This window comes from Terrabacter sp. Root85, assembly GCF_001429185.1.
Lineage (GTDB): Bacteria > Actinomycetota > Actinomycetes > Actinomycetales > Dermatophilaceae > Terrabacter.
Map to the genome: position 1 here is coordinate 1065481 of NZ_LMIW01000001.1, position 25676 is coordinate 1091156.

26 protein-coding genes are annotated in these 25676 nt (G+C 70.9%); 15 read left to right on the forward strand and 11 right to left on the reverse strand.

From position 1 onward, the window contains the following. Positions 1-16: 16 nt before the first annotated feature. From ASE25_RS05080 to ASE25_RS05090, 3 genes are all read left to right on the forward strand, one after another. Positions 17-643: a class I SAM-dependent methyltransferase gene (locus ASE25_RS05080; protein ID WP_056823268.1), complete on the forward strand. Its 627-nt coding sequence runs from the start codon at positions 17-19 to the stop codon at positions 641-643. Positions 644-826: 183 nt separating this feature from the next. Next, positions 827-1537 carry a DNA alkylation repair protein gene (locus tag ASE25_RS05085; protein ID WP_056823940.1) on the forward strand — a complete coding sequence of 237 codons (711 nt, stop codon included), beginning with the start codon at positions 827-829 and terminating at the stop codon, positions 1535-1537. Between the two features lie 7 nt (positions 1538-1544). Further along, complete coding sequence (locus ASE25_RS05090; RefSeq protein ID WP_056823270.1) at positions 1545-2885, forward strand: MATE family efflux transporter; 1341 nt, start codon at positions 1545-1547, stop codon at positions 2883-2885. 3 nt (positions 2886-2888) lie between these two features. Here the strand turns inward: ASE25_RS05090 and ASE25_RS05095 are convergent, their stop codons facing one another. Beyond that, complete coding sequence (locus ASE25_RS05095) at positions 2889-3371, reverse strand: DUF1772 domain-containing protein (protein WP_056823273.1); 483 nt, start codon at positions 3369-3371, stop codon at positions 2889-2891. Between the two features lie 89 nt (positions 3372-3460). Between ASE25_RS05095 and ASE25_RS05100 the strand changes: the two genes are divergently transcribed. Beyond that, entirely contained in the window at positions 3461-4432 is a 972-nt protein-coding gene (locus ASE25_RS05100) for an AraC family transcriptional regulator (RefSeq protein WP_056779597.1), read from the forward strand. A gap of 315 nt (positions 4433-4747) precedes the next feature. On the opposite strand, the gene iolC is transcribed toward ASE25_RS05100, so the two are convergent. Beyond that, a complete protein-coding gene (gene iolC / locus ASE25_RS05105) occupies positions 4748-5713 on the reverse strand; it encodes a 5-dehydro-2-deoxygluconokinase (protein WP_056823943.1) in 966 nt (321 codons plus the stop codon). A 200-nt stretch (positions 5714-5913) separates the two neighbouring features. Between iolC and ASE25_RS05110 the strand changes: the two genes are divergently transcribed. From ASE25_RS05110 to ASE25_RS05135, 6 genes are all read left to right on the forward strand, one after another. Continuing rightward, positions 5914-7239: an extracellular solute-binding protein gene (locus ASE25_RS05110; RefSeq protein ID WP_056779600.1), complete on the forward strand. Its 1326-nt coding sequence runs from the start codon at positions 5914-5916 to the stop codon at positions 7237-7239. A gap of 122 nt (positions 7240-7361) precedes the next feature. Then, positions 7362-8357 (forward strand): carbohydrate ABC transporter permease, encoded by a 996-nt coding sequence (locus ASE25_RS05115; RefSeq protein WP_156415665.1) that lies wholly within the window; start codon positions 7362-7364, stop codon positions 8355-8357. Beyond that, a complete protein-coding gene (locus tag ASE25_RS05120) occupies positions 8354-9235 on the forward strand; it encodes a carbohydrate ABC transporter permease (protein ID WP_056823276.1) in 882 nt (293 codons plus the stop codon). The genes ASE25_RS05115 and ASE25_RS05120 overlap by 4 nt, the downstream gene beginning before the upstream one ends. Next, entirely contained in the window at positions 9232-10773 is a 1542-nt protein-coding gene (locus ASE25_RS05125) for a GH1 family beta-glucosidase (protein WP_082622691.1), read from the forward strand. The genes ASE25_RS05120 and ASE25_RS05125 overlap by 4 nt, the downstream gene beginning before the upstream one ends. Further along, entirely contained in the window at positions 10770-11798 is a 1029-nt protein-coding gene (locus tag ASE25_RS05130) for a LacI family DNA-binding transcriptional regulator (RefSeq protein ID WP_056823279.1), read from the forward strand. The genes ASE25_RS05125 and ASE25_RS05130 overlap by 4 nt, the downstream gene beginning before the upstream one ends. 116 nt (positions 11799-11914) lie before the next feature. Then, positions 11915-12364, forward strand: coding sequence for a DUF6299 family protein (locus ASE25_RS05135; RefSeq protein WP_056823282.1), 450 nt, complete (start codon positions 11915-11917; stop codon positions 12362-12364). A 184-nt stretch (positions 12365-12548) separates the two neighbouring features. Here ASE25_RS05135 and rplI read toward each other — a convergent pair whose 3' ends face one another. The 6 genes from rplI to ASE25_RS05165 form a co-directional block, all read right to left on the reverse strand. Continuing rightward, entirely contained in the window at positions 12549-12995 is a 447-nt protein-coding gene (gene rplI / locus ASE25_RS05140) for a 50S ribosomal protein L9 (protein WP_056750292.1), read from the reverse strand. Between the two features lie 27 nt (positions 12996-13022). Beyond that, entirely contained in the window at positions 13023-13259 is a 237-nt protein-coding gene (gene rpsR / locus ASE25_RS05145; RefSeq protein WP_056779614.1) for a 30S ribosomal protein S18, read from the reverse strand. A 115-nt stretch (positions 13260-13374) separates the two neighbouring features. Beyond that, positions 13375-13998, reverse strand: a complete 624-nt coding sequence (locus tag ASE25_RS05150) for a single-stranded DNA-binding protein (RefSeq protein WP_056779617.1) — start codon at positions 13996-13998, stop codon at positions 13375-13377. Positions 13999-14046: 48 nt separating this feature from the next. After that, entirely contained in the window at positions 14047-14334 is a 288-nt protein-coding gene (gene rpsF, locus ASE25_RS05155) for a 30S ribosomal protein S6 (RefSeq protein WP_028785248.1), read from the reverse strand. A gap of 238 nt (positions 14335-14572) precedes the next feature. Further along, positions 14573-15916, reverse strand: coding sequence for a glycosyltransferase 87 family protein (locus tag ASE25_RS05160; RefSeq protein WP_056779620.1), 1344 nt, complete (start codon positions 15914-15916; stop codon positions 14573-14575). 48 nt (positions 15917-15964) lie between these two features. Further along, positions 15965-18211, reverse strand: a complete 2247-nt coding sequence (locus tag ASE25_RS05165; protein ID WP_056823284.1) for a transglycosylase domain-containing protein — start codon at positions 18209-18211, stop codon at positions 15965-15967. A 261-nt stretch (positions 18212-18472) separates the two neighbouring features. Here ASE25_RS05165 and ASE25_RS05170 point away from each other — a divergent pair, with 261 nt between their 5' ends. The 4 genes from ASE25_RS05170 (at position 18473) to ASE25_RS05185 (ending at position 22020) form a co-directional block, all read left to right on the forward strand. Beyond that, the gene (locus ASE25_RS05170; protein WP_056823286.1) at positions 18473-18985 is read left to right on the forward strand and encodes a SigE family RNA polymerase sigma factor; all 513 of its coding nucleotides are present in this window, start codon (positions 18473-18475) and stop codon (positions 18983-18985) included. Further along, positions 18982-20073, forward strand: coding sequence for a hypothetical protein (locus tag ASE25_RS05175; protein ID WP_056823289.1), 1092 nt, complete (start codon positions 18982-18984; stop codon positions 20071-20073). The genes ASE25_RS05170 and ASE25_RS05175 overlap by 4 nt, the downstream gene beginning before the upstream one ends. Positions 20074-20271: 198 nt before the next feature. After that, positions 20272-20925, forward strand: coding sequence for a PadR family transcriptional regulator (locus tag ASE25_RS05180; protein WP_056823291.1), 654 nt, complete (start codon positions 20272-20274; stop codon positions 20923-20925). Positions 20926-20928: 3 nt separating this feature from the next. Then, a complete protein-coding gene (locus tag ASE25_RS05185; RefSeq protein ID WP_056779634.1) occupies positions 20929-22020 on the forward strand; it encodes an inositol-3-phosphate synthase in 1092 nt (363 codons plus the stop codon). Positions 22021-22101: 81 nt separating this feature from the next. Here ASE25_RS05185 and ASE25_RS05190 read toward each other — a convergent pair whose 3' ends face one another. Continuing rightward, positions 22102-22500 (reverse strand): hypothetical protein, encoded by a 399-nt coding sequence (locus ASE25_RS05190; RefSeq protein ID WP_056823294.1) that lies wholly within the window; start codon positions 22498-22500, stop codon positions 22102-22104. A gap of 180 nt (positions 22501-22680) precedes the next feature. Next, positions 22681-23418 (reverse strand): DedA family protein, encoded by a 738-nt coding sequence (locus ASE25_RS05195; protein ID WP_056823297.1) that lies wholly within the window; start codon positions 23416-23418, stop codon positions 22681-22683. A 176-nt stretch (positions 23419-23594) separates the two neighbouring features. On the opposite strand from ASE25_RS05195, the gene ASE25_RS05200 reads away from it, so the two are divergent. Continuing rightward, a complete protein-coding gene (locus ASE25_RS05200; RefSeq protein ID WP_056779644.1) occupies positions 23595-24233 on the forward strand; it encodes a peroxiredoxin in 639 nt (212 codons plus the stop codon). A gap of 93 nt (positions 24234-24326) precedes the next feature. Here ASE25_RS05200 and ASE25_RS05205 read toward each other — a convergent pair whose 3' ends face one another. Then, positions 24327-25643 carry a S8/S53 family peptidase gene (locus tag ASE25_RS05205; protein ID WP_082622692.1) on the reverse strand — a complete coding sequence of 439 codons (1317 nt, stop codon included), beginning with the start codon at positions 25641-25643 and terminating at the stop codon, positions 24327-24329. Between the last annotated feature and the right edge of the window lie 33 nt (positions 25644-25676).

Sequence of the window (25676 nt, forward strand, 5' to 3'; positions counted from 1 at the left end):
GCCCTAAGGTGGCCGCATGGGCATCTGGGCGACCCAGGTCACTCCGCGGCTCGTCGCAGCCGGCGGCGAGGACGAGAAGGTGCGCGCCCTCCGGGCGCGGGCCTGCGAGGGGCTCCGTGGCGAGGTCGTCGAGCTCGGCTTCGGCAGCGGGCTCAACGTCGGGCTCTACCCCCACGCGGTCACCCGCGTCGTCGCCGTCGAGCCGTCCGACGTCGCCTGGGAGCTGGGCGCCCAGCGACGTGCCCGCAGCCCGATCCCGATCGTCCGGGGCGACCTCGACGGCCAGTGGCTCAGCCTGCCCGACGCGAGCGCCGACGCGGTCCTCTCGACGTTCACGCTGTGCACCATCCCCGACGTCGGCCGCGCCCTCGCCGAGGTCCGGCGCGTGCTGCGCCCCGGCGCCTCGCTCCACTTCCTCGAGCACGGCATCGCGCCGGAGCAGGGCGTGCAGCGGTGGCAGCGCCTCATCGAGCCCGTGCAGAAGAGGGTCTTCGACGGGTGCCACCTGACCCGCCCGATCGACCGTCTCGTCGAGCAGGCGGGTCTCTTCATCGAGGACATCGAGCGGGCCTACGCGCCGATGCCGAAGGTCATGAGGCCGTGGGTCTTCGGCTACCTCGGCCGGGCCGTGCGGCCGGCCTGACGGCGAGCACGACCCAAACGTCCGGCACACCCCCTCGTCAAGGCAGAGACGGACGCTTCGGCGACGATCCACACGGACAGGGGACGGTGCAGCGGGCGGACGAGGTCCTCGCCGACCCCGCTCTCGATGTCGTGGTGCTCGACGGCTGACGGTCCCGTCCGCGGCGCCGACTACGGTTGGCACATGTCGATCGGCCCGCACCCCGACCTCGTGTCGGAGGTGCGGGCCGCTCTCGTCGCCCGGGCCGACCCGGAGCGGGCAGCCGGCCAGCAGCGCTACATGAAGTCGGCGATGCCGTACGTCGGCCTCACGTCCCCGCAGCTCAAGGCGGCCCTCGCTCCCCTGCTCCGCGACCCCGGCCTCGCCATGGAGTCACGGGAGCAGTGGGAGGCGACGATCCGGGCCCTGTGGGACGGCGCCACCCACCGGGAGCAGTGGTATGCCGCCATCGCCCTCGCGCGTCACCGCCCCTACCGCGCGTGGGTCGACAGCGACGCGATGCCCTTGTGGGAGAGCCTGATCCGGGCCGGTGCGTGGTGGGACGTCGTCGACGACATCGCGACCCACCTCGTCCGCGACACGGTGCTCGCCCACCCGACGGTCGAGGGGCTACGGATGCGCGACTGGGCCGGATCGGACTCGCTGTGGGTGCGCCGAGCGGCGATCATCTGCCAAGTCGGCGCGCGTGACCGACTCGACCAGTCGCTGCTCACCGACGTCGTCGAGCCCAACATCGATGACCCGGACTTCTTCAGCCGCAAGGCGATCGGCTGGGCGCTGCGCGACCATGCCCGCGTCGACCCGCAGTGGGTGCGCTCGTTCGTCGCCGCCCACCCCGACCTGTCCGGCCTGTCGCGACGCGAGGCGATCAAGCACCTCGGACCGCTGTCGTGAGGCCGTCGTGAGCAACACCGCCCCCCTGCCCACGAACCACCGCCGCGAGATCGTCCGCCTGGCGGTCCCGGCCTTCCTCGCACTCATCGCCGAGCCGCTCTTCCTCCTCGCCGACTCGGCGATCATCGGCCACCTCGGCACCGCCGAGCTCGCCGGGCTCGGGGTCGCGAGCGCGTCCCTCGTGACGGCAGCCGGCATCTTCGTCTTCCTCGCCTACGGCACGACGAGCGTCGTCGCGCGCCACCTCGGCGCCGGCGACGAGCGCTCCGCGCTGAGCGCCGGCCTCGACGGCTTCTGGCTGGCCCTCGGCCTCGGCACCGTCACGGCCGCCGCGGTGGCTGTGTGGGCCAGACCGATCAGCGCTGCCTTCGGCGCCTCCCCGGCCGTCATCGAGCAGGCGACGACCTATCTGCGCATCTCCGCCCTCGGCATCCCCGCGATGCTCGTCATCCTGGCGGTCACGGGCGTGCTGCGTGGCCTCCAGGACACGACCACGCCCCTCGTCGCCTCGGTCGTGGGCTTCGGCGCCAACATCGTGCTCAACCTCGTCTTCGTCTACGGGTTGCACTGGGGCATCGCCGGATCCGCGTGGGGCACCGTCATCGCCCAGACCGGCATGGGCCTCGCGCTCGTCACCGTGCTGCTCGTCAAGGCCCGGGCCCGGCAGGCCCGGCTGCGCCCGCACCCGGCGCGCGTCCTCGCAGCCGCGCGGACCGGCATACCTCTGCTCGTGCGCACCGTCGCCCTGCGCGCGATCCTCATCGTCACGACGTGGGTCGCGGCCTCGCTCGGCGACGTGACCCTCGCGGCCCATCAGGTGGCGATGACGGTCTGGTCGTTCCTCGCCTTCGCGCTCGACGCCCTCGCGATCGCGGCGCAGGCCATCACCGGTCGCGCCCTCGGCGCCGGCGACCGGACGGCGGTTCGGGAGGCCATGGGCACGATGATCCGCTGGGGGGTGTGGGGTGGGCTGGCCCTCGGGCTCGTCATCGCCGGGCTCCACTCGGTCGTGCCGCCGCTCTTCACCCCGGACCCGGCCGTCCAGCAGGCGCTCGGTGCGGCCCTCGTCGTCGTCGGGCTCGGGCAGGCGGTCGCGGGCTACGTCTTCGTCCTCGACGGCGTGCTCATCGGTGCGGGCGACGGCCGGTGGCTCGCGTGGGGCATGGTCGTCACGTTCGTCGCCTACCTGCCGCTCATCCTCGCGGTGCGCGCCGCGGGGCCCAGCGGCTCCGCGACCCGCGACGTCGTCGTGCTCTGGCTCGCCTTCACCGGGTTCATGGTCATCCGCGGCGTCCTGCTCGGTTGGCGGGCCCGCCGTGACGACTGGATGGTCGTCGGCGCCCGCTGAGCGTCAGCTCGCCCGGACGGCACCGGCCACGAGGAGCCCCGCGGAGGCCAGCGACAGCGCGGCCCGCACGTGGTTCATCGCGACCCAGCCCGGCGCATACCCCTGCCAGGCCGCCGCCGCGGCGGCGGAGCCGGCGTCCACCCGGCCGAGCGCGTCGTTGCGCGGCACGTGGTAGGCCGCGGTGACCCCGAGGGCGACGGCGCCGGTGAGCGCCCCGGCCACGAGCAGGGCCCGAGCGCTGCCGCTCGAGCGGGCGAACGCCCAGCCGCCGACGGCGAGCGACCCGAGACCCGAGACGACGAGGGGCACGGCGAGGCCGCGTGGCGCCGTGACGTTGATGGCCTGCATGGCGCGCACGGCGTCGCTCGCCGCCAACCGGTCGAGGCCAGGCATGACGAAGGTCGAGAAGCCGACGAAGACGCCCCCGAGCACGCCGGTGCCGAGGGCGGTCGCGAGGGTGACGGTGCGCATGAGAGTCGTGTCCATGTCTCCATGACACTGCGCCGGGGTGAGCAGGTGAATGTTCTTTCGGCTCATCAACCTCAGCGATCGTCTCATCGGCGTACCGTGTGGCGATGGACACCCTCAGCGCCGTCATGGACGGCCACCGGGCCCGCGGCGCCTCGCTGCTGCGGTGCGAGATGCGTGCGCCGTGGGCTCTGCGGATCGAGGACGAGGCCGCCCTCGGGCTCGTGGTCATGGTGGCGGGGACGGCTGAGCTCCTGCCCCAGCGGGGCGAGGCGATCGCCCTCGGCACCGGCGACCTCGCGCTCGTCAAGGGCACCCACCCGTGGGTCTTCGCCGACGACGTCGCGACCGAGCCCGGCGTCGTCATCGAGCCCGGTAACGTCTGCCGGTCCCTGACGGGCGAGCACCTGGCCGTGTCGCTCGGGCTCGGCACACGCACGTGGGGCAACGCGGGTGACGAGCCGGGAGACACGACCTTCCTCACGGCGTCGTGGGAGCTCGCGAGCCAGGTGACGGGCCGGTTGCTCGACGCCCTGCCCGACGTAGCAGTCGTCCGTGCCGACGAGGCCGACCCGACCCTCTCGGGGCTGCTCGCCCGTGAGGTGCAGCGCGACCTCCCCGGCCAGGACGTCGTGCTCGACCGCCTCGTCGACCTCGTGCTCATCGGGGCCGTCCGCCAGTGGTTCTCGCGCGCCGAGGACTCGGCGCCCTCCTGGTGGCGGGCCGGGTCCGACCCGCTCGTCGGCCGCGCGCTCGCGGCGCTGCACGACGAGCCGGGGCAGCCCTGGACCCTCGACGTCCTCGCCGCCCACGTCCACGTGTCGCGCGCGACCCTCTCACGCCGGTTCACCGAGCTCGTCGGCCAGTCGCCGATGGCCTACCTCACCCACTGGCGGCTGGCCCGCGCCGCCGACCTGCTGCGCACGGGCAGCCTCAGCGTCGAGCAGGTCGCACACGCCGTGGGCTATGCCAACGCGTTCGCCTTCAGCGCCGCCTTCAAGCGTGAGCACGGGTCGGCGCCGCGCGCCTTCCGGTCGGCGCCCGTGGTCCCGGGAGCCTCGAGCCCCGTCCCCGGCTGACCTTCCGGCGCCTCGGACAGCGCACCTATGACGTCCCGCAGCGTCCCAGCGACCCTGACCGACGCGTGGGCTCGGTCAGGGCCAACTGCTACGGGTTTCCCAGCGTTCTTTAAGGTCGGGCGCTCATAGTCGATGTCGTGAGTTGCTCCTGTGCGACTCGGTGATCTCCTCCCCCTGTCGGATCACCGGGTCAAGGGCACCCGCCCCTGCTGGTCGAGTTCGGCGACGTGACCAGCAGGGGCGGGTTTTTCTCGTTTCCGGGCCTGCTCGCGCGCTCTCGACGGCACCCTCACACGGCACCCTCACACGGCACCCTCACATGGCGCCGTCGGCGACCTCGACATCGGACAGCAGGGCCTGGACCTCGGCCGTCGTCGGCATCGCCGTCGAGCACCCGAGCCTGCCGGCGACGAGAGCACCGGCGACGTTGGCGAAGTGCAGGACGCGCTCGAGGTCCCACCCCTCGAGCAGGCCGTGCACGAGCGCCCCACCGAACGCGTCGCCCGCACCGAGGCCGTTGACGACCCTCACGGGGAAGGCGCCGACCCTCACCTGCTCGGAGGGCGTCATGGCGAGCACGCCCCCTGGTCCCTGCGTGACGACGGCGAGCTCGACGCCCGCCGCCAGGAGCGCGCGGGCCGCCCGCTGGGGGTCGGCCTCCCCCGTCGCGACCTCGCACTCCTCGATGTTGCCGACGGCGACGGTCGCGTGACCGACGGCCTCGCGCACCCGCCGACGGGCCTCGTCGGGGTCGCTCCAGAAGGCGGGCCTGTAGTCGAGGTCGAGGACGGTGAGCGGTGCCCGGCCGCGCTCCTCCCAGGCAGCGTGGTGGGCCGCTCGGCTCGGCTCCTGGCTGAGCCCGGTGACGGTGGACCAGTAGACCCGCGCCTCCCGGATCGCTTGCAGGGGAAGGGAGTCCGCCGTGATGAGAAGGTCTGGCGCGATCGGGTAGCGATAGGACCAGATCGGGAAGTGGTCAGGTGGGAACACCTCGCAGAAGGTGACCGGGGTCGGCGGCCCAGCGGTGATGGTCTGCACGTGAGCGTCGTCGACGCCGAGCTGCAGCAGCTCGCGATGGACGAAGCGTCCGAAGGCGTCGTCGGCCGTGGCGCTGACGAGCGTGGCGCGCCGACCGTGGCGGGCCGCGGCGACCGTGACGTTGGCCGCGCTGCCGCCGAGAAACTTCTCGAAGGTGCGCACCTCGTCGAGCGTGACGCCGTGCTGGAGGGGGTAGAGGTCGACGCCCACCCGACCCATCGCGACGAGGTCGTAGACGGTCATGGGAGCCTCCCACCGGTGCCGGTCCCACGCCGGCGTCTGGACCTCCACGCTAGCCGCGATCAGGTCACGGAATGGTCACGGCTCTTGACCGATGCCCTCCGGCACCCTCATTCTCCTCGTGAGAGCGCTCTCACGGCCACGTCTCACGCACGGAGAGCGCTCCCACACCCACACTGGGGATGAGACCAAAGGAGCTCTCCATGACATCCCGTTCCACCCGGATCGGCGCGCCCTCCGTGCGCTCTCGCCACGCCGTACTCGCCACCCTCACCGTCGGACTGCTGGCCCTCTCGGCCTGCAGCTCGGGTTCGGGTGCCGACAGCCCCTCCACCCAGGCCGGCAGCACCGGTGGCGGCGGACCCGTCACCCTGACGCTCGCCACCTTCAACCAGTTCGGCTACGAGGAGCTCATCCCCGAGTTCGAGAAGTCGCACCCGAACATCAAGGTCACCCACAAGAAGGCCGCGACCTCCAACGAGGCCCGCGACAACTTCTTCACCCGCCTCTCGGCCGGCAGCGGCATGGCCGACGTCGAGGCCGTCGAGGTCGACTGGCTCCCGGAGATGCTCCAGTACTCCGACAAGTTCACCGACCTCAACTCCGCCGACGTCCAGGGCCGCTGGCTCGACTGGAAGGCCAAGGCCGCCACGGATGCCGAGGGCCACCTCATCGGCTACGGCACGGACTCCGGCCCCGAGGCCATCTGCTACCGCAGCGACCTCTTCAAGGCCGCCGGCCTGCCGAGCGACCGCGAGTCGGTCGCCAAGATGTTCGGCAACACCTGGGAGAGCTACTTCGCCGCCGGCAAGCAGTTCAAGGCCAAGTCGAAGGTCCCCTTCTTCGACAGCATCGGCGCCACCTACCAGGGCATGGTCAACCAGCTGGAGGCCGCCTACGAGAACCCGAGCGACGACGCGATCACCGCGACGGACAACGCCGCCGTCAAGAAGATCTACGACCAGGTCATCCAGGCCGGCATCACCGACGGTCTCTCGGCCAAGCTCCAGCAGTGGGGCGACGACTGGACCGCGAGCTACCAGAAGAACGGCTTCGCGACGATGCTCTGCCCCGGCTGGATGGTCGGAGTCATCGAGGGCAACGCCAAGGGCGTCAAGGGCTGGGACGTCGCCAACACCTTCCCCGGTGGCGGTGGCAACTGGGGCGGTTCGTACCTGACCGTGCCGAAGCAGAGCGCCCACCCGAAGGAGGCCCAGGAGCTCGCCGCGTGGCTGACCGCGCCCGAGCAGCAGATCAAGGCCTTCAAGAAGGTCGGTGCCTTCCCGAGCCAGAAGCAGGCCCTCGAGAGCCAGGACCTGCTCTCCTTCACGGTCGCGTCCTTCAACAACGCGCCGACCGGCCAGATCTTCGCCGACCGCGCCAAGGCCGTCACCATCACGCCGTACAAGGGCACCCACTACTTCGCGATCAACGACGCGATGCAGCAGGCCCTGACCCGCGTCGAGCAGGGCAGCTCCCCGCAGGAGTCGTGGGACAAGTGGGTCGGCGACGTCAAGGCCCTCGGCTGACCTGATCCCGCCGGTCGACGGGTCGAACGCCCGACCCGTCGACCAGCCGACCGCGGACGGCCCGGTGCACCCCTCACCGTTCACCCGGGCACCGGGCCGTCCGCCCGACCATCGGAAGCGCCATGACCGTTCAGTCCCCCACCCGCACGACGCAGCCGGACCCGCCCGGCGCCGCGGCGATCGTGCAGCGCACGCCCCTGCCGCCCCGCTCGGGATGGCGGCGCCGCCTGACGAAGCTCGACGAGAAGGCCGCGCCCTACGCATACGTCTCGCCGTTCTTCATCCTCTTCGGCATCGTCGGGCTCTTCCCGCTGCTCTACACCGCGTGGGTCTCGCTCCACAAGTGGAGCCTCATCGGGGGCCAGGGCGACTTCGTCGGGCTGAAGAACTACGCGGACGTCCTCGCGCAGCCCTACTTCTGGAACGCGCTGAAGAACACCGTCAGCATCTTCCTGCTTTCGAGCGTGCCGCAGGTCATCGCGGCCCTGCTCATCGCGGCCGCCCTCGACAGCGGGCTGCGGGCCCGCACGTTCTGGCGGATGGGGGTGCTGCTGCCCTACGTCGTGGCCCCCGTCGCCGTCGCCCTCATCTTCAGCGACCTCTTCGGCGACAAGTTCGGCCTCGTCAACCACCTGCTCGGCCTCGTCGGCATCGACCCGATCCAGTGGCACAAGGAGGTCCTGCCCAGCCACGTGGCCATCGCGACGATGGTCAACTTCCGGTGGACCGGCTACAACGCCCTGATCTTCCTCGCCGCCATGCAGGCCATCCCCCGCGACTACTACGAGGCGGCCATGATCGACGGCGCGGGCCGCATCCGCACCTTCTTCTCGATCACCATCCCGCAGCTGCGCGCGACGATCATCTTCGTCGTCATCACCTCGACGATCGGCGGCCTGCAGATCTTCGACGAGCCGCGGATGTACGACCAGTACGGCCTCGGCGGCGCCGACCGCCAGTGGCAGACGCTGACCCTCTACCTCTACCAGCTCGGCTGGACGCAGAAGAACTTCGGCCGCGCGGCCGCCGTGGCGTGGATGCTCTTCCTCATCGTCATCGTCTTCGCGGTCGTCAACTTCCTCGTCACCCGCCGGATCGCCTCGAAGGGACAGCGATGACCGCCCCGACCCTGACCCCTGCGCCCGTGGTCAAGCCCCGACGGGGCACGAAGCTCGTGCGCCGCACCCAGGCCAGCCCGACGGCATACGTCTTCCTCGCGATCGTCCTCGTCGGCTCGGCGTTCCCGCTCTGGTGGTCCTACGTCATCGGCAGCAAGGACTCCGCGGCCATCGTGCAGGACCCGTTCTCGTTCGTCCCCGGCGGGCACTTCCTCCAGAACGCGAGCACCGTCGTCACGACGATCCCGTTCTGGAAGGCCCTCGGCAACAGCATCCTCGTCAGCTCCACGGTGGCCGTGCTCGTCGTGCTCTTCTCGGCGATGGCCGGCTTCGCCTTCGCCAAGCTGCACTTCCGGGGTCGCAACGGTCTGCTCGTCTTCGTCATCGCGACGATGGCCGTGCCGACCCAGCTCGGGATCGTGCCGCTCTTCATCGTCATGAGCAAGCTCGGCTGGATCGGCAGCCTCTGGGCCGTCATCCTGCCCAGCGCCGTCAGCGCGTTCGGCGTCTTCTGGATGACGCAGTACCTCCAGGAGGCGCTGCCCGACGAGCTCATCGAGGCCTCGCGCGTCGACGGCGCGTCGACGCTGCGGACGTTCTGGTCCATCGCGCTGCCAGCCGCCCGCCCGGGTGCGGCGATGCTCGGCCTGTTCACCTTCATCGCGACGTGGACGAACTTCTTCTGGCCGTTCATCATCCTCGACCCCGGCAACCCGACGCTGCCCGTCGCCCTGCAGCAGCTGCAGGCCGCCTACTTCGTCGACTACTCCCTCGTGCTCAACGGGGTCGTGCTCATGGCGCTGCCCCTCATCGTCCTGTTCGTCTTCGCCGGGAGGCAGCTCGTCTCCGGCATCATGCAAGGAGCCGTCAAGGGATGACCGCCCAGACGCGTACCCACCAGACCCTCATCACGCCGGGCACGACGCCCGCGACGAATCTCCCCGTCGCAGAAGGACGCCCGGTGCCGCAGGACTTCCTCCTCGGCGCCGCGACCGCGGCCTTCCAGATCGAGGGGGCCCGTCACGAGGACGGCCGCACCGACTCGATCTGGGACACCTTCTCGCACACCCCCGGCGCCGTCGTCGACGGTGACACCGGTGACGTCGCGTGCGACCACTACCACCGGTATGCCGCCGACGTGGACCTCATGAGGTCGCTCGGCCTGCAGTCCTACCGCTTCTCGACGTCGTGGGGACGCATCTGCCCCGACGGCGGACCGGTCAACGCGAAGGGGCTCGACTTCTACGAGCGGCTCGTCGACTCGCTCATCGAGTCGGGCATCGCGCCGTGGCTCACGCTCTACCACTGGGACCTGCCGCAGGCCCTCGAGGACCGCGGCGGCTGGACCTCGCGCGAGACCGTCGACCGCTTCGTCGACTACGCGCTCGCCGTGCACGACCGGCTCGGCGACCGCGTGCGCACGTGGACGACCCTCAACGAGCCGTTCTGCTCGGCCTTCCTCGGCTACACCGCCGGCATGCACGCGCCGGGCCGCACCTCACCCGCCGACGGTCTCGCCGCCGCGCACCACCTCCTGCTCGGCCACGGCCGGGTCGTGCAGGAGCTGCGGGCCCGCGACGCCTCGCTCGAGCTGGGGCTGACCCTCAACTTCACCGTCGCCGACCCGCTCGACCCCTCGGACCCGCGCGACGTCGACGCCGCGCGCCGGGTCGACGCGCAGATGAACCGGATCTTCCTCGACCCGATCTTCCGCGGAGAGTATCCCGCCGACCTCCTCGAGGACGTCCGCCACCTGGGACTGACCGACCACGTCATGGACGGCGACCTCGAGGTGATCTCCACGCCCATCGACGTGCTCGGCGTCAACTACTACAACGGCGAGGCCATCGGCCACGAGCCGCCTGCCGACGCCCTCGACGACAGCGTGAACGGCGGCCGCACCACCCGATCGCCGTTCCCCGCCGCCGATGACGCCCACCGCCACCCGCGCGGGCTCCCCGTCACCGCGATGGACTGGGAGATCCAGCCCGAGGGGCTGACCCGCCTGCTCGTCCGGCTTCACGAGGAGTATGCCGGCCCGGCCGGGGTCGCCCTGCACGTGACGGAGAACGGCGCCGCCTTCGACGACGCCCCCGACGAGGACGGCTTCGTCGACGACCGCGGCCGGACGGCATACGTCCGCTCGCACCTCGGCGCGATCCTCGACGCCGTCGACGCGGGGGTCCCCGTGCGCGGCTACTTCTACTGGTCGCTGCTCGACAACTTCGAGTGGGCCTGGGGCTACGCCAAGCGCTTCGGTATCGTCCGAGTCGACTACGACACCCAGGTGCGCACGCCCAAGGCGAGCGCGCTCGACTTCGCCCGCATCATCTCGACGCGGAGGCTGCCCAGCCCGTGGGACGCCCCGGCCACGAGCGGTGACGGCGACGACCCTGCAGGAGAATCGACACCATGAGCGACGGGACGCTGGCCACCCCCGTCGGACGACCCACCCTCGAGGAGGTCGCCCGGGTGGCCGGCGTGTCCCGGGCCACGGTCTCGCGCGTCATCAACGGCTCACCCCGGGTCAGCCCGGACGTGCTCGTCGTCGTCGAGAAGGCCATCGCCGAGCTCGACTACGTGCCCAACCGGGCCGCACGGTCACTCGTCGCCCGCGCGACGATGTCGATCGCGCTCGTCGTGCCCGAGGACACGCACCGCTTCTTCGGCGACCCGTACTTCGCCGACGTCGTCCAGGGCATCAGCGACCGGCTCGACGACAGCGACTACGTGCTCAACCTCCAGCTGACGCACCCGAGCTCGCCGTCGGAGAAGACGAAGCGCTACCTGCTCGGCGGCAACGTCGACGGCGCCATCGTCGTCTCGCACCACTCCGGCGACCACTTCCTCACCTCGCTCAGCCGGTCGCTGCCCGTGGTCTTCGGCGGGCGACCGATCGGCGAGGCCAAGGACCGCGACTACTACATCGACGTCGACAACCGGCTCGGCGGCGTCCGGGGCACCCAGCACCTCATCGACCGGGGTCGCACCGCCATCGCGACGATCACCGGACCGGCCGACATGCCGGCATCGGTCGACCGCGAACAGGGCTGGCGCGACGCCCTCGCCGAGGCCGGGCTGTCCGACCACCGCCTCGCGCGTGGCGACTTCACCGAGGCCGGCGGCATCCGCGCCGCGCTCGCCCTCATCGACGAGCACCCCGACCTCGACGCGCTCTTCGTCGCGAGCGACCTCATGGCGAGCGGGGCGCTGCTCGCGCTCGACGAGCGCGGGCTGCGGGTGCCTGACGACGTCGCGATCGTCGGTTTCGACAACAGCAAGTACGCCACGCGCGGCAAGGTGGGGCTGACCACCGTGGCCCAGCCCGCCCAGGAGATGGGCGTCGTCATGGCCGACACGCTGCTGCGCCTGCTCGCGGGCGAGTCCCCGCCCCGGGTCACGACGCTCGACACGGAGCTCGTCGTCCGCGACTCGAGCTGACGGGCAGCGGAAGTGCGGGGAACTCGTGTGCCCCCCGTGACAACCTCCCGCGGTACGCGAGCGTCCTGATCTGCATCGGCTCGACGAGCGAGCCCACCAGACAGGGGATCCATCACATGTCCGTCACGCGTGCCCTCACCGCCATCGCCCTCGCCACCGCGACGACCATCGGCACGACCGCCCTCGTCGTCGCTCCGGCGCACGCCGGGGGCGCACCCGATCTCGGCACCGTGGACGTCGACCGTCAGGCCCGCCTGCACGACGGCGTCGTCACCCTTCGAGGCACCTACACGTGCACCCTGCCCGACTCGCCGGCGCTCTCCGGTCCGGGGACGCTGGGCCTCGAGCTCGTGTCGCGGTCGGGGGCAGCCGCCACGACACCGCTCACGGTCTCGGTCCCGGTCACGTGCGACGGGACCGAGCGCAGCTGGACCGTCTCCACCGCCGCGGGTTCACTGCGCCAGGGCCGGGCCTGGGTGCACGGCCACCTCGAGGTGCCCGATGCCGCCGGCAGCACGCCCTGGGAGTTCTTCGACACGACGGTCGCGGTGGTCGGCCGCCGCTGAAGGGCCCGCCTCACCGGCGAGCCGACGGCACACCTTGGGGTCAGCGACAGCTTGGGGTCAGCGGCTCAAGGAGGACGGCGTGGGTCGACCCGAGCGTGTGCGCGCCGCCGCTCGGGGAGGTATGACGAAGGGCCGGGCTCCGCCTGTGCGGAGCCCGGCCCTTCGACGTGTCAGACCTCGACGGTCAGGCGGGGACGACCTCGAACTTGAGGGTCGCCGCGACCTCGGGGTGCAGACGGACGGTCGCCTCGTAGGAGCCGAGCGTCTTGATGGCCTGCTTGACCTCGATCTTGCGCTTGTCGAGCTCCGGGCCACCGGCAGCCTTGACGGCCGCGGCGATGTCGCCGTTGCTGACGGCACCGAAGAGGCGACCGGACTGGCCGGACTTGGCCGGGACCTTGACCGACGTGGCCTCGAGCTGGCCCTTGACACCCTTGGCGGTGTCGAGGTCCTTGATCTCGCGGACCGCACGGCCCTTGGTCAGGGCGTCGACCTGCTTCTGGCCGCCCTTGGTCCACGGGGTCGCGAGACCGCGCGGCATGAGGAAGTTCCGGCCGTAGCCGTCCTTGACCTCGACGATGTCACCAGCAGCACCGAGGCCGGTGACCTCGTGGGTGAGAATGAGCTTCATGGTGTTCTCCTCGTTCCCGAAACCGGCTCAGCGAGCCGAGCTCGAGTAGGGCAGCAGGGCCATCTCACGGGCGTTCTTGACGGCCGTGGCGATGAGACGCTGCTCCTGGGTGGACACACCGGTCACGCGACGCGCGCGGATCTTGCCGCGGTCGGAGATGAACTTGCGCAGGAGCGCAGTGTCCTTGTAGTCGATGTTCTCGACCTTCGCCGCCTTCAGCGGGTTGGCCTTCTTCTTGGGCTTGCGCACAACGGGCTTTGCCATCGTGGTGCTCTCCTTCTTGATGAGAGCCCGGGGTTTGGTGCCCCGGGATGGGTTAAAGAACTAATGGGGTATGCCGTCTGGCTGCGTCACCGGACGGCGGTGCTGACCTGCTCGATCAGAAGGGGGGCTCGTCGTAGCTGGGGGCTGCGCCCCAACCACCACCCTGCTGGCCACCGGCAGCCGGCTGACCGCCACCGGAGCCACCGCTCCAGCCGCCGCCCTGCTGACCACCTGCGGCCGGGGCACCCTGGGCACCGCCGGCAGAGCCGCCGGTCGCCCACGGGTCCTCGGCCTGGCCGCCGCCGGAGCCACCGCTCCAGCCGCCACCCTGGCCCTGGCCGCCGCCGAAGCCGCCACCACCGCCGCCGGCACCGCGCTGGGTCTTGTTGACCTTGGCGGTGGCGCTGCGCAGGGACGGGCCGATCTCGTCGACGTCCATCTCCACGACGGTGCGCTTCTCGCCTTCCTTCGTCTCGTAGGAACGAGACTTCAGCCGGCCGGACACGATCACGCGCATGCCCCGCTGGCACGACTCGGCGACGTTCTCCGCCGCGTCGCGCCACACCGAGCAGCGCATGAACAGCGTCTCGCCGTCCTTCCACTCATTGCTCTGGCGGTCGAACTGCCGCGGCGTCGAGGCCACGGTGAAGTTCGCGACCGCAGCCCCGGACGGCGTGAAACGCAGCTCGGGGTCGGCGGTCAGGTTGCCGATGATCGTGATGACGGTGTCGCCTGCCATGGACCAGTCCTTCGTCGGTTGATCGAGCGGATCAGTAACTTCGCTGAATCAGGCGCCGGGGCGCAGCAGCTTGGTGCGCATGACCGACTCGCTGAGGTTCAGCTGGCGGTCGAGCTCCTGGGCGGTGGCCGGCTCGGTCGTCATGTTGACGACGACGTAGATGCCCTCGGACTTCTTCTTGATGTCGTAGGCAAGACGGCGGCGGCCCCAGATGTCGACGTTCTCGACGGTGCCCCCGTCGTTCTTCACGACGGTGAGGAACTTGTCCATCGTCTTGTCGACGGTGCGCTCTTCGGTCTCCGGGTCGAGGATGACCATGAGTTCGTACTGACGCATGCTTCTAACCCACCTCCTCTGGTCTCGGCGGTCACGAGTCTCTCTCGTGACAGGAGGGTTGCATTCGTCCCGCCGCGAGCCTGGGGCCCGGCCTGATCTTCCAGCCGGGTTCAGCCTCGCAGACCTCACCGACATCGGTCGGTTCGATCCACAGGCCACCGGGCACACGGCGAACTGGGCAAGACTACCGGCCCGGACGGCATACTCCGAAATCGGAGGGCCCTCGCGCGGCCACGGCTCAGGAGAAGCGGACGATGAGCCGGTCCTCGGCGCCGCTCATCGGGCCCGCCAGGTCGTCGGGCTCACCCTTCGACCGGCTCCACCGGTCGCGGGCCCGCAGCCACACGACGGCCACGAGCCACAGCACGGCCACGACGCGCAGCATCGAGAAGAAGGCGTACCACGACGCCGGCAGACCACGATCGGGCACGGTCGTCGCCGCGATCGTCAGCCACACCGCGACGAAGTTGAGCGTCTCGGCGCCGGCCCAGATGAGGTGGTCGCGCCACTGGAGGGCGCACCACGCGATGAGCGGCAGCAGCCACAGCGAGCTCTGCACGGTGAACGACTTGCCGGTGACGAGCACGATGCCGACCATGACGAGCGACACCTCGGCGATCGTCGGGCGTCGGGCCGACGACAGCGCGAGCACCGCCCCGACCACGAGGGCGACGAGCCAGCCGACGACGGCGAGCGCCGTGACGGCCCCCGTGGGCAGGGGGTGCCCGGCGAGCTGCGGCAGCAGCCACGGTGAGCCGTAGCCGGCTCCGGCCGACGCCCACCCCTGGTAGGGGGAGGCGGCCGCCTCGCGGTTGAGCAGCCAGAGCCCGGAGAGCAGCGCGCCGAACGTCAGCAGCGCGTAGCCGACGACGCGACCCATCTCGCGCAGCCGACCAGACCGGACGCAGAGCAGCGCGATCGCGACGAGGATGAGCACGGGATAGGTCCGCGCCCCGATGGCGAGCCCGAGCAGCACTCCGGCGAGCGTCGGGTTGCGCCGCGACCACGCCCACATGCCGGCGCTGGCCAGCGCCACACCGAGCAGGTCGGCCGAGATGAACCCGGCCAGCACGACGACGGGGGACAGCGCGACGTGCGCCGCCGAGATGGGTCGAGCGGCCGACGACGCGACGAGCCACACGATGACGAGCAGCAGCAGGGTCAGCAGCACCGACCACAGTGCGAAGTACCACGCGGCCCGCGTCTTGAGCGATCCGTCGTCGGGGCCGAGGCTCGCGACGGCCGTGAGCACGAGCCCGGTCAGGGGCGGCTGCCCGGTGACCGGCGCGCCGTCGCCGCCCTGGAGGTATGCCGCGAGGCCGGCCTTGAGGTTCGCGTCGCGGTACGCCGTGGGCAGGTCGGCGTAGCAGGCGCTCCAGAACTGGGTGTCGCCCGTGAAGCCGGTGCGCAGGCAGGGGGCGCGCAGCAGGATCGCGAGCCCGGCGGTGACGGCCGTCAGGGCCGACAGCAGCGCGGCCGTGAGCACCCACGGGAGCTCACGGGCTGCGGCATACCGTCCGCGGGGGCCTCCGATGATCTCGGAGGCCGCCCGCACGACGGGGTCGTCGACCTTCTCGGTCACCGGACGGTCACCCCGTCACCCCGTCACGGTCCCCGGCCCGCGCGCGCGTCATGGGGCGTTGCCGGGTTTGGTCGAGGTGGGCGACGGCCCTCCTCCCCCGGGCAGGGGAATCGTGATCGTCGGCTGCGTCGTCGTCGGCTGGGGCTTCCCGGTGCCGATCGTCTTCGTCGGCTGCTGCGTCGTCGTCGGCGGTGCCGTCGTGGTGGTCGGCGCCTGTGTCGTCGTCGTCGCGGGCGCCTGGGTCGTCGTCTGCGGCGGCGGCGTGAACGTCGTCGTCGGGGTCGGGATCTTGTCGTCGCCGACACCAGCGCGGTTCGGGAAGTCCTGGACCTCCATGTTGTCCGTCACGACCTTCATGAAGTCGTAGAAGACGTCGGCCGGGATCGTGCCACCCGTGAGGTTGGTGTCCTCGGAGCTCGTCAGCGTCTGCGGGTTCCCGTTCGCGTCGGGCTTGTACATGCCGATGGACACCGCGAGCTGCGGGATGAACCCGGAGAACCAGATCGACTTCGCCTCTGAGGAGGTGCCCGTCTTGCCCGCGACCGGGCGGTTCAGGCGCTGGAGCTTCGTCGCGGTGCCGCCGTCCTTGACGGTGTAGGTCATGGCGTCGGTGACGTCGGCGGTCACGTCCTTGTCGAAGGCGCGCTTCGTCTGCGGCTTGGCGTCGTAGGTGAAGTCACCGGTCGTCGAGGTGACCTTCTTGACGAAGTACGGCTTGGCCCGCACTCCCTGCGAGGCGATCGTCGAGTAGGCCGTGGCCATGTCGATGACGTGCGGCGAGGCCGTGCCGAGGACGTTGGTGAGGGTCTCGTCGAGACCCGGCGTCCGCGCGGGGATGCCGGCGTCGATCGCCGCCTGCCGGGTCAGGGCCGGCGTGATCGTGCTGTTGAGGTTGACGAAGGCCGTGTTGATCGAGCGACCGATCATCCGGCGCATGTCGACCATGCCGTAGGAGCGGTCGCCGAAGTTCGTGATCTTCGTGCCGTCGATCTCCTGGGGCTGGTCGCCGTCGAACTTCGTCTTCGTGGACACGCCGTCGCGGACCGCCGCGAGGACGGCGAACGGCTTGAAGTTCGAGGCGCCCTGCATGATCGCCTGGGTCGAGGTGTTGAACTGCGACTTGGCGTAGTCGGCGCCGCCGTACATCGCGACCACGGCACCGTCGCCGGGCCGGACCGCGACGAGGCCGCCCTGCACCTTCTTGGGCAGGTTGTCCTGCATCGCCGCGATCGCCGCGGTCTGGGCCTTCTTGTCGATCGTCGTGACGATGCGCAGGCCGCCGTTGTCGATGTCCTGCTCCGAGAGGCCGGTCGAGACGAGCTCGCGCTTGACCTGGGCGGTGATGAAGCCGTTGGGGCCCGACGAGAACTTGTTGCCCTTGTAGGCCTGGATCTTCGGCAGCTCGGTGTACTTGGCCCGCTCGGCCGCGCTGAGCCAGCCCTCCTGCACCATCCCGTCGAGGACGTACGCGTAGCGCTTGGTGAGGTTGGCCTCGGCCGTGTCACCGTTGGCCGGGTCGTAGAGGGAGGGCGCGTTGATGACCGACGCGAGCACGGCGCCCTCGCCGACGCTGAGCTTGGAGACGTCCTTGCCGAAGTACGCCTTGGCCGCGCTCTGGATGCCGTAGGCACCGCGGCCGTAGTAGATGGTGTTGAGGTACTTCTCGAGGATCTCGGCCTTGGAGAGCTGGCCGTCGATCTTGACCGCGATGAGGATCTCCTTGGCCTTGCGGGAGATCGTGCGGTCCTGGGTGAGGAAGTAGTTCTTGACGTACTGCTGGGTGATCGTGGAGCCACCGACCTGGGTCTCACCGGTGACGCTCGTCTTGACGGCGCGCAGGATGCCGCCGACCGAGATGCCGTTGTTCTGGTAGAACGTGCGGTCCTCGGCGGCGATGTGGGCGTCCTGGACGAACTTGGGCACCTGCTTGAGCTTGACCGACTCGCGGTTGCCGTCCTGGACGGCGATGCGGTCGAGCTCGGTCTTGCCGTCGCTGTAGTAGACGATCGAGACCTGCTTGTTGGCCAGCTCGTTGGGCTGCGGGATGGCGGTCTGGTTGTAGGCGATGACGACGCCGACGACGCCGAGCACGAGCAGCACCGCGGCGGCGATCGAGCCCCACTTGAGCGTGCCGATGGCCCACTTCTTCCAGCCGGTGCGGCCCTCGCCCTCACCGTCGGCGAAGCCGGCGGTCCCTGCGGACCGGCCGTTGCCGTTGCCATTCCCTGCGCGCTGGGGCCGGCCCTTGTCGGCCGCCAGCTGGGCAGCGCGGATGTCGCGCCTGCTCTGCGTCACAACCTGCTCCATTCACTGATCAGGCCCGAGAAACCGTCCCGGGCCGCCACTCAGTATGACCTGACCGGCGCCGTGACGACGAAACGACGGAGGCGGCTCACACGAGCGGCACAAGCACCCCACAGACTGTTTTCACATACCCGGGGGCGGCGTGCAACCTTTCTCCGGGGTCAGCCGCTCCTGCAGGATGTGACGACAGTGACAGGCACCGACGCCGGGGCGAGCAGCCTCTCCGCCGGGCCGCTGACAGGGGGACGAGCCGTGGACCGAGGGTCCTTCGACGACTTCGTGGCGACGCGCTCGACCCGACTGCTGCGGACGGCATACCTGCTCACGCACGACCGCGCACTCGCCGAGGACCTCGTGCAGACCTCGCTCGCCAAGGCGTGGTTCGCCTGGGGTCGCATCGACGGCCAGCCCGACGCGTACGTCCGCCGGGTCATGGTCAACACGTACTCGAGCTGGTGGCGGCGGCGCTGGAACGGCGAGCAGGCCACGGCCGAGCTGCCCGAGCGCGCCACGGCTGCCGGGCACCGCACCGAGGCCGTACGCGTGGACGACCGCACCGACCTCTGGCGGGCGCTCGCTCGGCTACCGAGGCGCCAGCGGGCCGTCGTCGTGCTCCGCTTCTACGAGGACCTGTCCGAGATCGAGACCGCCGAGATCCTGCAGTGCTCCGTCGGCACCGTGAAGAGCCAGGCGAGCCGCGCGCTGGCCAAGCTCCGCATCGACCCCACCCTGAGCCCGACCTCCGACGAGGAGCGTGTCCGATGAACCTCACCGACCTGCGCGACGAGCTGACCACCCACGCCGACGACCTCGGCACCGCCCCTGACTTCACGGCCGGCGTCGCCGGCCGGGTGCGCACGACGAAGCGCCGTCGCGCCGTCGCCGCAGGCTCGGTCGCGACGCTCGCCGTCGCCGCCCTCGCCGTCGGGGTCGTGACCTCGCTCGGCCGTCCCGCGCCGACGGTCCCGGCCGGGCCGCCGTCGAGCGCTGCTCCGATGATCGGGGCCGACGGCATGCCGTTCCGGTCCGTCCCCGACGCGCCCGGCGACGTCGTCAAGGACGGCCTGCGCTACCGAGCCCGGGTCGGCGACGACACCCTCGTCGCCGGTTTCATCGGTGACCGCGGCCAGGGTCAGTTCTCGCTCGTCTGGGAGCCCACGACGACCCACGTCTCCATCGGCGCCGAGTGCTACCTGCCCGGCCTGACCGACGCCGAGGCCGCGACGTACATGGTCACGGTCAGCTTCGGGGGGACCGCCGGCTTCTTCGGCAGCTCGTGCGCGGCCGGCCGGCCCGCGGAGCGCGACTTCCCGGCCGGGGGAACCGTCCCCGGCGAGCCGGGCCAGGGCTGGACGGAGCTGACGGTCGGGCGCACCGCCTCGGTCCGCATCCAGCTCGTCGACGCGAAGACGCGCAAGCCGGCCTCGGTCGACGGCGCCCAGCTGACCGGCGCCATCTACGCGCAGGGCGCACGGGCCCTGATCAGGGACCTGTCCGGCACGCCGGTCGCGGCGCTCCCCGACGTCATCGAGCGTGAGGGCTACCGCTACCGCCTCACGGCTTCGATCGCCGGTCCGATAGACGTCGCCGGTACGCCACTGGAGACGGCAGCCCCGCAGAGCGGGCCGTTCCTCGTCACGTCCGGCACGGTCGTCACCGGCTCCCCTCGCCGCGAGCCAGCCTATTTCCAGCTCGAGGGCCTGGTCGGGGAGCAGACGCAGTGGATGGAAGGCGGCTCGCAGACCGCACCCCAGCCGTCCGGCGACGGTCGGCCGCTGCAGCTCGTCGTCGCCGAGGGGTCGGCGCCGCCGCACGGCACGGGCTTCATCGCCATCTACACCCCAGAGCCCTGAGCCGCCCACGCGTCGCGTCGCCCAGCCGCTGAGCGCGACCGCAGGCCCGGGTCAACCAACAGGCACGAACCACCAGGACGTCGAACAGACGCCGAAACCTGGGTTCGGTCCTGTTGGTTGACCCGGCGTCGAGGAACGTGTCACGCGATGCGTCGGCGTGATGTATCGCAGCGATATATCTGGGTGTACCGTAGTCACGTGCCGAAGTCCGAACGTCCTCAGAGCCGCCGCGCTGCGCTGCTCGAGTTCGCGGTCCTCGGCCTGCTCCACGACGGCCCGCTGCACGGCTACGAGCTGCGCAAGCGCCTCACCACCGCGCTCGGCATCTTCCGGGCGCTGTCCTACGGCTCGCTCTACCCGGCGCTGCGCCACCTCGTCGACTCGGGCTGGATCCACGAGACGACCGAGGCGGCCTCGGCCAGCAGCAAGCGGCCCCGGATCACCTACGAGCTGACCGCCGACGGCAAGGAGCACTTCCAGGACCTCGTCGCGGCCAGCGGCCCCGACGCCTGGGACGACGACGACTTCGACGTCCGCTTCGCCTTCTTCTCGCGCACCGAGGCGCAGGTGCGCCTGCGCATCCTCGAGGGCCGGCGCTCCCGGCTCGAGGAGCGGCTCGCCAACATCCGCGACGCCTCCCAGGCCCGCCGCGAGCGGATGGACAGCTACACCCTGGCCCTCCAGCAGCACGGCGAGGAGCGCGCCGAGCGCGAGGTGCGCTGGCTCGAGGAGCTCATCGTCGCCGAACGCCGCGCGGCCCTCGACCCGGGCCCGGCGGCCTACGACGAACCCGGCCTGGCCACCACAGACATCACCACCCCCCAGAGCACGACCACCAACAACAAGGAGTGATCCATGGGATCCGTACGCGTCGCCATCGTCGGCGTCGGCAACTGCGCGAGCTCGCTCGTGCAGGGCGTCGAGTACTACAAGGACGCTGACGCCACCACCGGCGTCCCCGGCCTCATGCACGTCAAGTTCGGCGAGTACCACGTCTCTGACGTCGAGTTCGTCGCCGCCTTCGACGTCGACGACAAGAAGGTCGGCAAGGACCTCTCCGAGGCCATCAACGCCTCGGAGAACAACACCATCAAGATCGCCGACGTCCCCACCACGGGTGTCGAGGTCCAGCGCGGCCACACGCTCGACGGTCTCGGCAAGTACTACCGCCAGACGATCGACGAGTCCGGCGCCGAGCCGGTCGACGTCGTGCAGATCCTCAAGGACCGCAAGGTCGACGTCCTCGTCTCCTACCTCCCGGTGGGCTCCGAGCAGGCCGACAAGTTCTACGCCCAGTGCGCCATCGACGCGAAGGTCGCCTTCGTCAACGCGCTCCCGGTCTTCATCGCCTCCGACCCCGAGTGGGCCGCGAAGTTCGAGGCCGCCGGCGTGCCGATCATCGGTGACGACATCAAGAGCCAGGTCGGCGCGACCATCACGCACCGCGTCATGGCCAAGCTCTTCGAGGACCGCGGCGTCGTGCTCGACCGGACGTACCAGCTCAACGTCGGCGGCAACATGGACTTCAAGAACATGCTCGAGCGCGAGCGCCTCGAGTCCAAGAAGGTCTCCAAGACCCAGGCCGTCACGAGCAACCTCACCGGTCCGCTCTCGGGTCTCGTCGACAGCAAGAACGTCCACATCGGCCCGTCCGACTACGTCGCGTGGCTCGACGACCGCAAGTGGGCCTACGTCCGCCTCGAGGGTCGCGCCTTCGGCGACGTGCCGCTGAACCTCGAGTACAAGCTCGAGGTGTGGGACTCCCCCAACTCGGCCGGCATCATCATCGACGCCATCCGTGCGGCGAAGATCGCCAAGGACCGTGGCATCGGCGGCGCCCTGCTGTCCGCCTCGTCCTACCTCATGAAGTCCCCGCCGGAGCAGCGTCCGGACGACCTCGGTCGCGCCAAGCTCGAGGCCTTCATCGCAGGCACCGAGGAGCGCTGACCCAACCGGTCAGTCCCGAGCCCGTATGCCATGAGGCCCCTCCCAGCCGGGAGGGGCCTCATGGCTGTCGCTCCTCGAGGGTCACTCCTGGCGCCGGACGCGGCTGGACTGGATGACTGCCGTGACTCCCAGGGCCACGAGCACCAGGGCCGGCAGCAGCGCCGGTGACCGCCAGGGCGTGAACTGCGGGTACGAGGCGACGGCGACGGCGGCACTGACGGCGCACACCAGCCCGGCGAGCACCTCGAGGAGGCCGAGCGCGCGCGAGAGGCCGGCGGCTCGGTGCGGGTGGTGGGGCGTGGAGCGAACGACGTTGACCGCGACCGCACCGAAGACCAGAGCGACGCCGCAGACCGCCACGCCGATGGGGGTGTAGAGCGTCTCCAGCTCGGCACCGGACCGCGTGCCAGCCACGACGAGGACGATCCCCGTGCCCAGTGCCGCCGTGGCGACGACGACGTGCCCCATCGCGATGGCCATGGCCTGAGCGGACGGTGCACGCCTGCGTGAACCGAGGTGCGTGGAGGTTGTCATGCTCCAGCACAGCACCGATCCGGCCGCTGCGGACGAGTATGTCGACTCAGTCGGAGCCGGTGACCAGGGCGCAGCGCTCGGGTCGCGGTGGAGACGAAGGCCGAGGAGCGACCCCGACGTGCGCGCTCAGCCCGCTGACGGCATACGCGAGGGGTTCCCGCCGCCCTCCGCGTCGGCACCTTCGGCAACCCCCGCACCCTCGGCGCCCTCTGCACCCTCGGCGCCCTCGGTGCCCTCGGCGCCCTCGGCGCCCTCGGCACGGTGGCGGCGCACCTGCCAGACGACGAGGGCCACCACGACGACGACACCCACGGCGACGGCGGCGCCGCGCCCGAGCCACGTCTCGACCCGGGTGTACGAGCGGCCCGCGAGGTAGCCGGCCGTGACGACGGCGCTCCCCCAGGCGATGCCGCCGGCGGCGTTCCAGACGAGGAAGGTCGGGTAGTGCATCTTCGACATCCCGGCCAGGGCCGGCATGACGGCGCGCAGGAACGCGGTCCAGCGGCCGAGGAAGACGGCGGCGCCGCCGCGGCGGCCGAGGAAGCCCTGCGCCTGGTCGATGCGCCCGCGGTGCCGGTCGAAGGCGCGCAGGGCCACGACCCGGCCACCGAGATGACGGCCGACCTCGAAACCGACGGTGTCGCCGACGATCGCGGCCACGACGACGACGACGAGGACCGCGGCGAGCGGCACGTGCCCGAGCGAGGCGGCCACGCCACCGAGGATGGCGACGGTCTCACCGGGCACGACGAAGCCGACGAAGAGCGCGTCCTCGACGAAGACGATCCCACCGACGACGAGGAGCACGAGCCACACCGGTGCGTGGAGGACCTGGGTGGTGATGGTGTCGAGCAGGGCGCTCACGTCGGGGGCTCCTATGGGTGGCGACAGATTCCACGCGCAGTCTCGGTGAGTCGGCTGGGAGTCCACTGGATGCGCGTCACAACATTTGGACACCCATAACGTGATGCATGGTTCTGTGGTCAGAATGGCATGCAGACCGGGGCGCGCCGTGCGCCCGACCGCGAGAGGACGAGCCAATGGCAACACCGCGACTGGGCGAGATCGCCCCCGACTTCGAGGCCACGACGACCGAGGGCCCGATCCGCTTCCACGACTGGAAGGACGCCAGCTGGGCCGTCCTCTTCAGCCACCCGGCCGACTTCACGCCGGTCTGCACCACAGAGCTCGGCCGCGTCGCCGCCCTCGACGACGAGTGGAACAAGCGCGGCGTCAAGGTGCTCGCCGTCTCGGTCGACCCGATCGAGCAGCACGAGGAGTGGAAGGGCGACATCGAGGAGGTCAGCGGTGCGACCGTCGGCTACCCGATCATCGCCGACGACTCCCGCCAGGTCTCCGAGCTCTACGACATGATCCACCCCGGCGAGGGCGACACCTCGGGCGTGCGCTCCGTCTTCATCATCGACCCGGCCAACAAGGTCCGCCTGTCGCTGACCTACCCCAAGAGCGTCGGCCGCAACTTCGACGAGATCCTCCGCGCCGTCGACGCGCTCCAGCTCACCGACAGCGGCCCGTTCTCCACGCCGGCCGACTGGCGCGAGGGCCAGAAGGTCATCGTGGCCCCGACCGTGTCGACCGCCGACGCCCGCGAGCGTTTCGGTGCCGACGCCGTCGACGAGGTCAAGCCCTACCTGCGCTTCACGACCGCCCCGGCCTGAGCGGCGGGACGGACGGTGGCCGGCCCGTGCGGGGTCGGCCACCGTCGACGTACCGATTGTCCTGTCACGACACGGGTGACGTCAGCACCCGGGTCAGGCGGTCGGGCTGGCGTCGCCACTGCCGAGCAGGCGGGCGCCGACGCCGACCCCGGCCTGACCGCGGGCGACGTCCAGCAGCGCGTCGACCGCGCCGCGGGCGCTCTCGCCGCTCCACGTCATCCGCGACACCGTGAGCCCGGCGACCATGGGGGCCGCGAACGACGTGCCGCTCCAGGCGGCGAGCCCGTCCGGGAAGTCCTCCTTGCGGCCGACGAGCGGGGGCTCGCGGTAGACGTAGGTCCCCTCGGGGAAGGCGTTCACGACGTCGGTGCCCAACGCGTACACGTCGACCCAGCTGCCGTGGTTCGAGAAGCCCGCGCGGGCGCTGCCCTCCTCGTCGGCGAGCGCCCCGACCGACACGGCCCACGGGAAGGCAGCCGGCCAGAACGGGCCGCGGTCGCCGTCGTTGCCCGCGGCCGCCACGAGCACGGTCCCCTTGAGGTGACGCAACCGTCGCTCCCAGAAGACCTCGAAGGACAGCAGGGGCAGGTTGCGCCGGGTCCGCGTGCCGCCCGACAGGTTGATGACGTCCGGCGCGTGCCGGAGGGCCCGGACGAGGCCCCTGACGACGTCCGTCTCGAAAGCCGCGCCCCCGACCGAGAGCACGGCCTCGACGCGGACCTCGGCCGCGGGCGCGTACGTCCGCACGACGCCCGCGATGAACGTGCCGTGTCCGGTGTAGTGGCCGACCGTCGGGGGCTCGGGCGGGCCCGTCACACCCTCGAGCCACGAGTGGGCGGCGATGACGTCGCGCAGTGTGCCGGTGTCGACGACGACGACCCGTCCGCTGCGGCCGTCCATGTTGTCCGGGACGACGGACTCGTCGAAGGAGTCGACGGACCGGGGCTGGGGCTCCTTGGCCATGCACCACGTCACTGGCGTCACGTGGATGAGGTGGTCCGGGGTCGCCACCCCCACCCCGAGAGCGTCGTCGAGCTCGGCCACGACCGAGGGCACGTGCGCACGAGCGGGCAGGACGAGGGCGTGCAGGCCGACGGTCTGCTGCGGCGTCTCGTCCCCGGCCTTGTCGACCGGGAGGTCGAGGCCGAGGTGCGTCACGACCCTCGGCACGTCCTCGTCGCGGACGAGGACGACGCCGGGCCGGTAGAGGTAGCGGGCCACGCCGTGCGCGTCGCGCTCGACCCCGAGGTCGCGTCCTGCTCGTCGGAACGCCTTGACGATGCGGCGCACCTGGACGTCGGACCGGTCGGTGACCACCCCGTCGTCCCAGGGATCCCACCACTGGATCGCGCGCAGGACGTCATCGCGCCCGCCCACGTTCGAGTTGCTGCCATCATCACTGGTAGTCATGAGTTACCTCCGGGGCGGGGACATGAAACAGGT

Excerpts from the sequence above, each read along its gene's own strand:
- ASE25_RS05120 (WP_056823276.1), top strand. The coding sequence starts at position 8,354 with ATGACCGCCCCGACCCTGACCCCTGCGCCCGTGGTCAAGCCCCGACGG.
- ASE25_RS05150 (WP_056779617.1), bottom strand. The coding sequence starts at position 13,998 with ATGGCAGGCGACACCGTCATCACGATCATCGGCAACCTGACCGCCGAC.
- ASE25_RS05130 (WP_056823279.1), top strand. The coding sequence starts at position 10,770 with ATGAGCGACGGGACGCTGGCCACCCCCGTCGGACGACCCACCCTCGAG.
- ASE25_RS05080 (WP_056823268.1), top strand. The coding sequence starts at position 17 with ATGGGCATCTGGGCGACCCAGGTCACTCCGCGGCTCGTCGCAGCCGGC.
- ASE25_RS05110 (WP_056779600.1), top strand. The coding sequence starts at position 5,914 with ATGACATCCCGTTCCACCCGGATCGGCGCGCCCTCCGTGCGCTCTCGC.
- ASE25_RS05190 (WP_056823294.1), bottom strand. The coding sequence starts at position 22,500 with ATGGCCATCGCGATGGGGCACGTCGTCGTCGCCACGGCGGCACTGGGC.
- ASE25_RS05175 (WP_056823289.1), top strand. The coding sequence starts at position 18,982 with ATGAACCTCACCGACCTGCGCGACGAGCTGACCACCCACGCCGACGAC.
- ASE25_RS05200 (WP_056779644.1), top strand. The coding sequence starts at position 23,595 with ATGGCAACACCGCGACTGGGCGAGATCGCCCCCGACTTCGAGGCCACG.
- ASE25_RS05085 (WP_056823940.1), top strand. The coding sequence starts at position 827 with ATGTCGATCGGCCCGCACCCCGACCTCGTGTCGGAGGTGCGGGCCGCT.
- ASE25_RS05115 (WP_156415665.1), top strand. The coding sequence starts at position 7,362 with ATGACCGTTCAGTCCCCCACCCGCACGACGCAGCCGGACCCGCCCGGC.
- rplI (WP_056750292.1), bottom strand. The coding sequence starts at position 12,995 with ATGAAGCTCATTCTCACCCACGAGGTCACCGGCCTCGGTGCTGCTGGT.
- ASE25_RS05135 (WP_056823282.1), top strand. The coding sequence starts at position 11,915 with ATGTCCGTCACGCGTGCCCTCACCGCCATCGCCCTCGCCACCGCGACG.
- ASE25_RS05185 (WP_056779634.1), top strand. The coding sequence starts at position 20,929 with ATGGGATCCGTACGCGTCGCCATCGTCGGCGTCGGCAACTGCGCGAGC.
- rpsR (WP_056779614.1), bottom strand. The coding sequence starts at position 13,259 with ATGGCAAAGCCCGTTGTGCGCAAGCCCAAGAAGAAGGCCAACCCGCTG.
- ASE25_RS05095 (WP_056823273.1), bottom strand. The coding sequence starts at position 3,371 with ATGGACACGACTCTCATGCGCACCGTCACCCTCGCGACCGCCCTCGGC.
- ASE25_RS05125 (WP_082622691.1), top strand. The coding sequence starts at position 9,232 with ATGACCGCCCAGACGCGTACCCACCAGACCCTCATCACGCCGGGCACG.
- rpsF (WP_028785248.1), bottom strand. The coding sequence starts at position 14,334 with ATGCGTCAGTACGAACTCATGGTCATCCTCGACCCGGAGACCGAAGAG.
- ASE25_RS05205 (WP_082622692.1), bottom strand. The coding sequence starts at position 25,643 with ATGACTACCAGTGATGATGGCAGCAACTCGAACGTGGGCGGGCGCGAT.
- iolC (WP_056823943.1), bottom strand. The coding sequence starts at position 5,713 with ATGACCGTCTACGACCTCGTCGCGATGGGTCGGGTGGGCGTCGACCTC.
- ASE25_RS05100 (WP_056779597.1), top strand. The coding sequence starts at position 3,461 with ATGGACACCCTCAGCGCCGTCATGGACGGCCACCGGGCCCGCGGCGCC.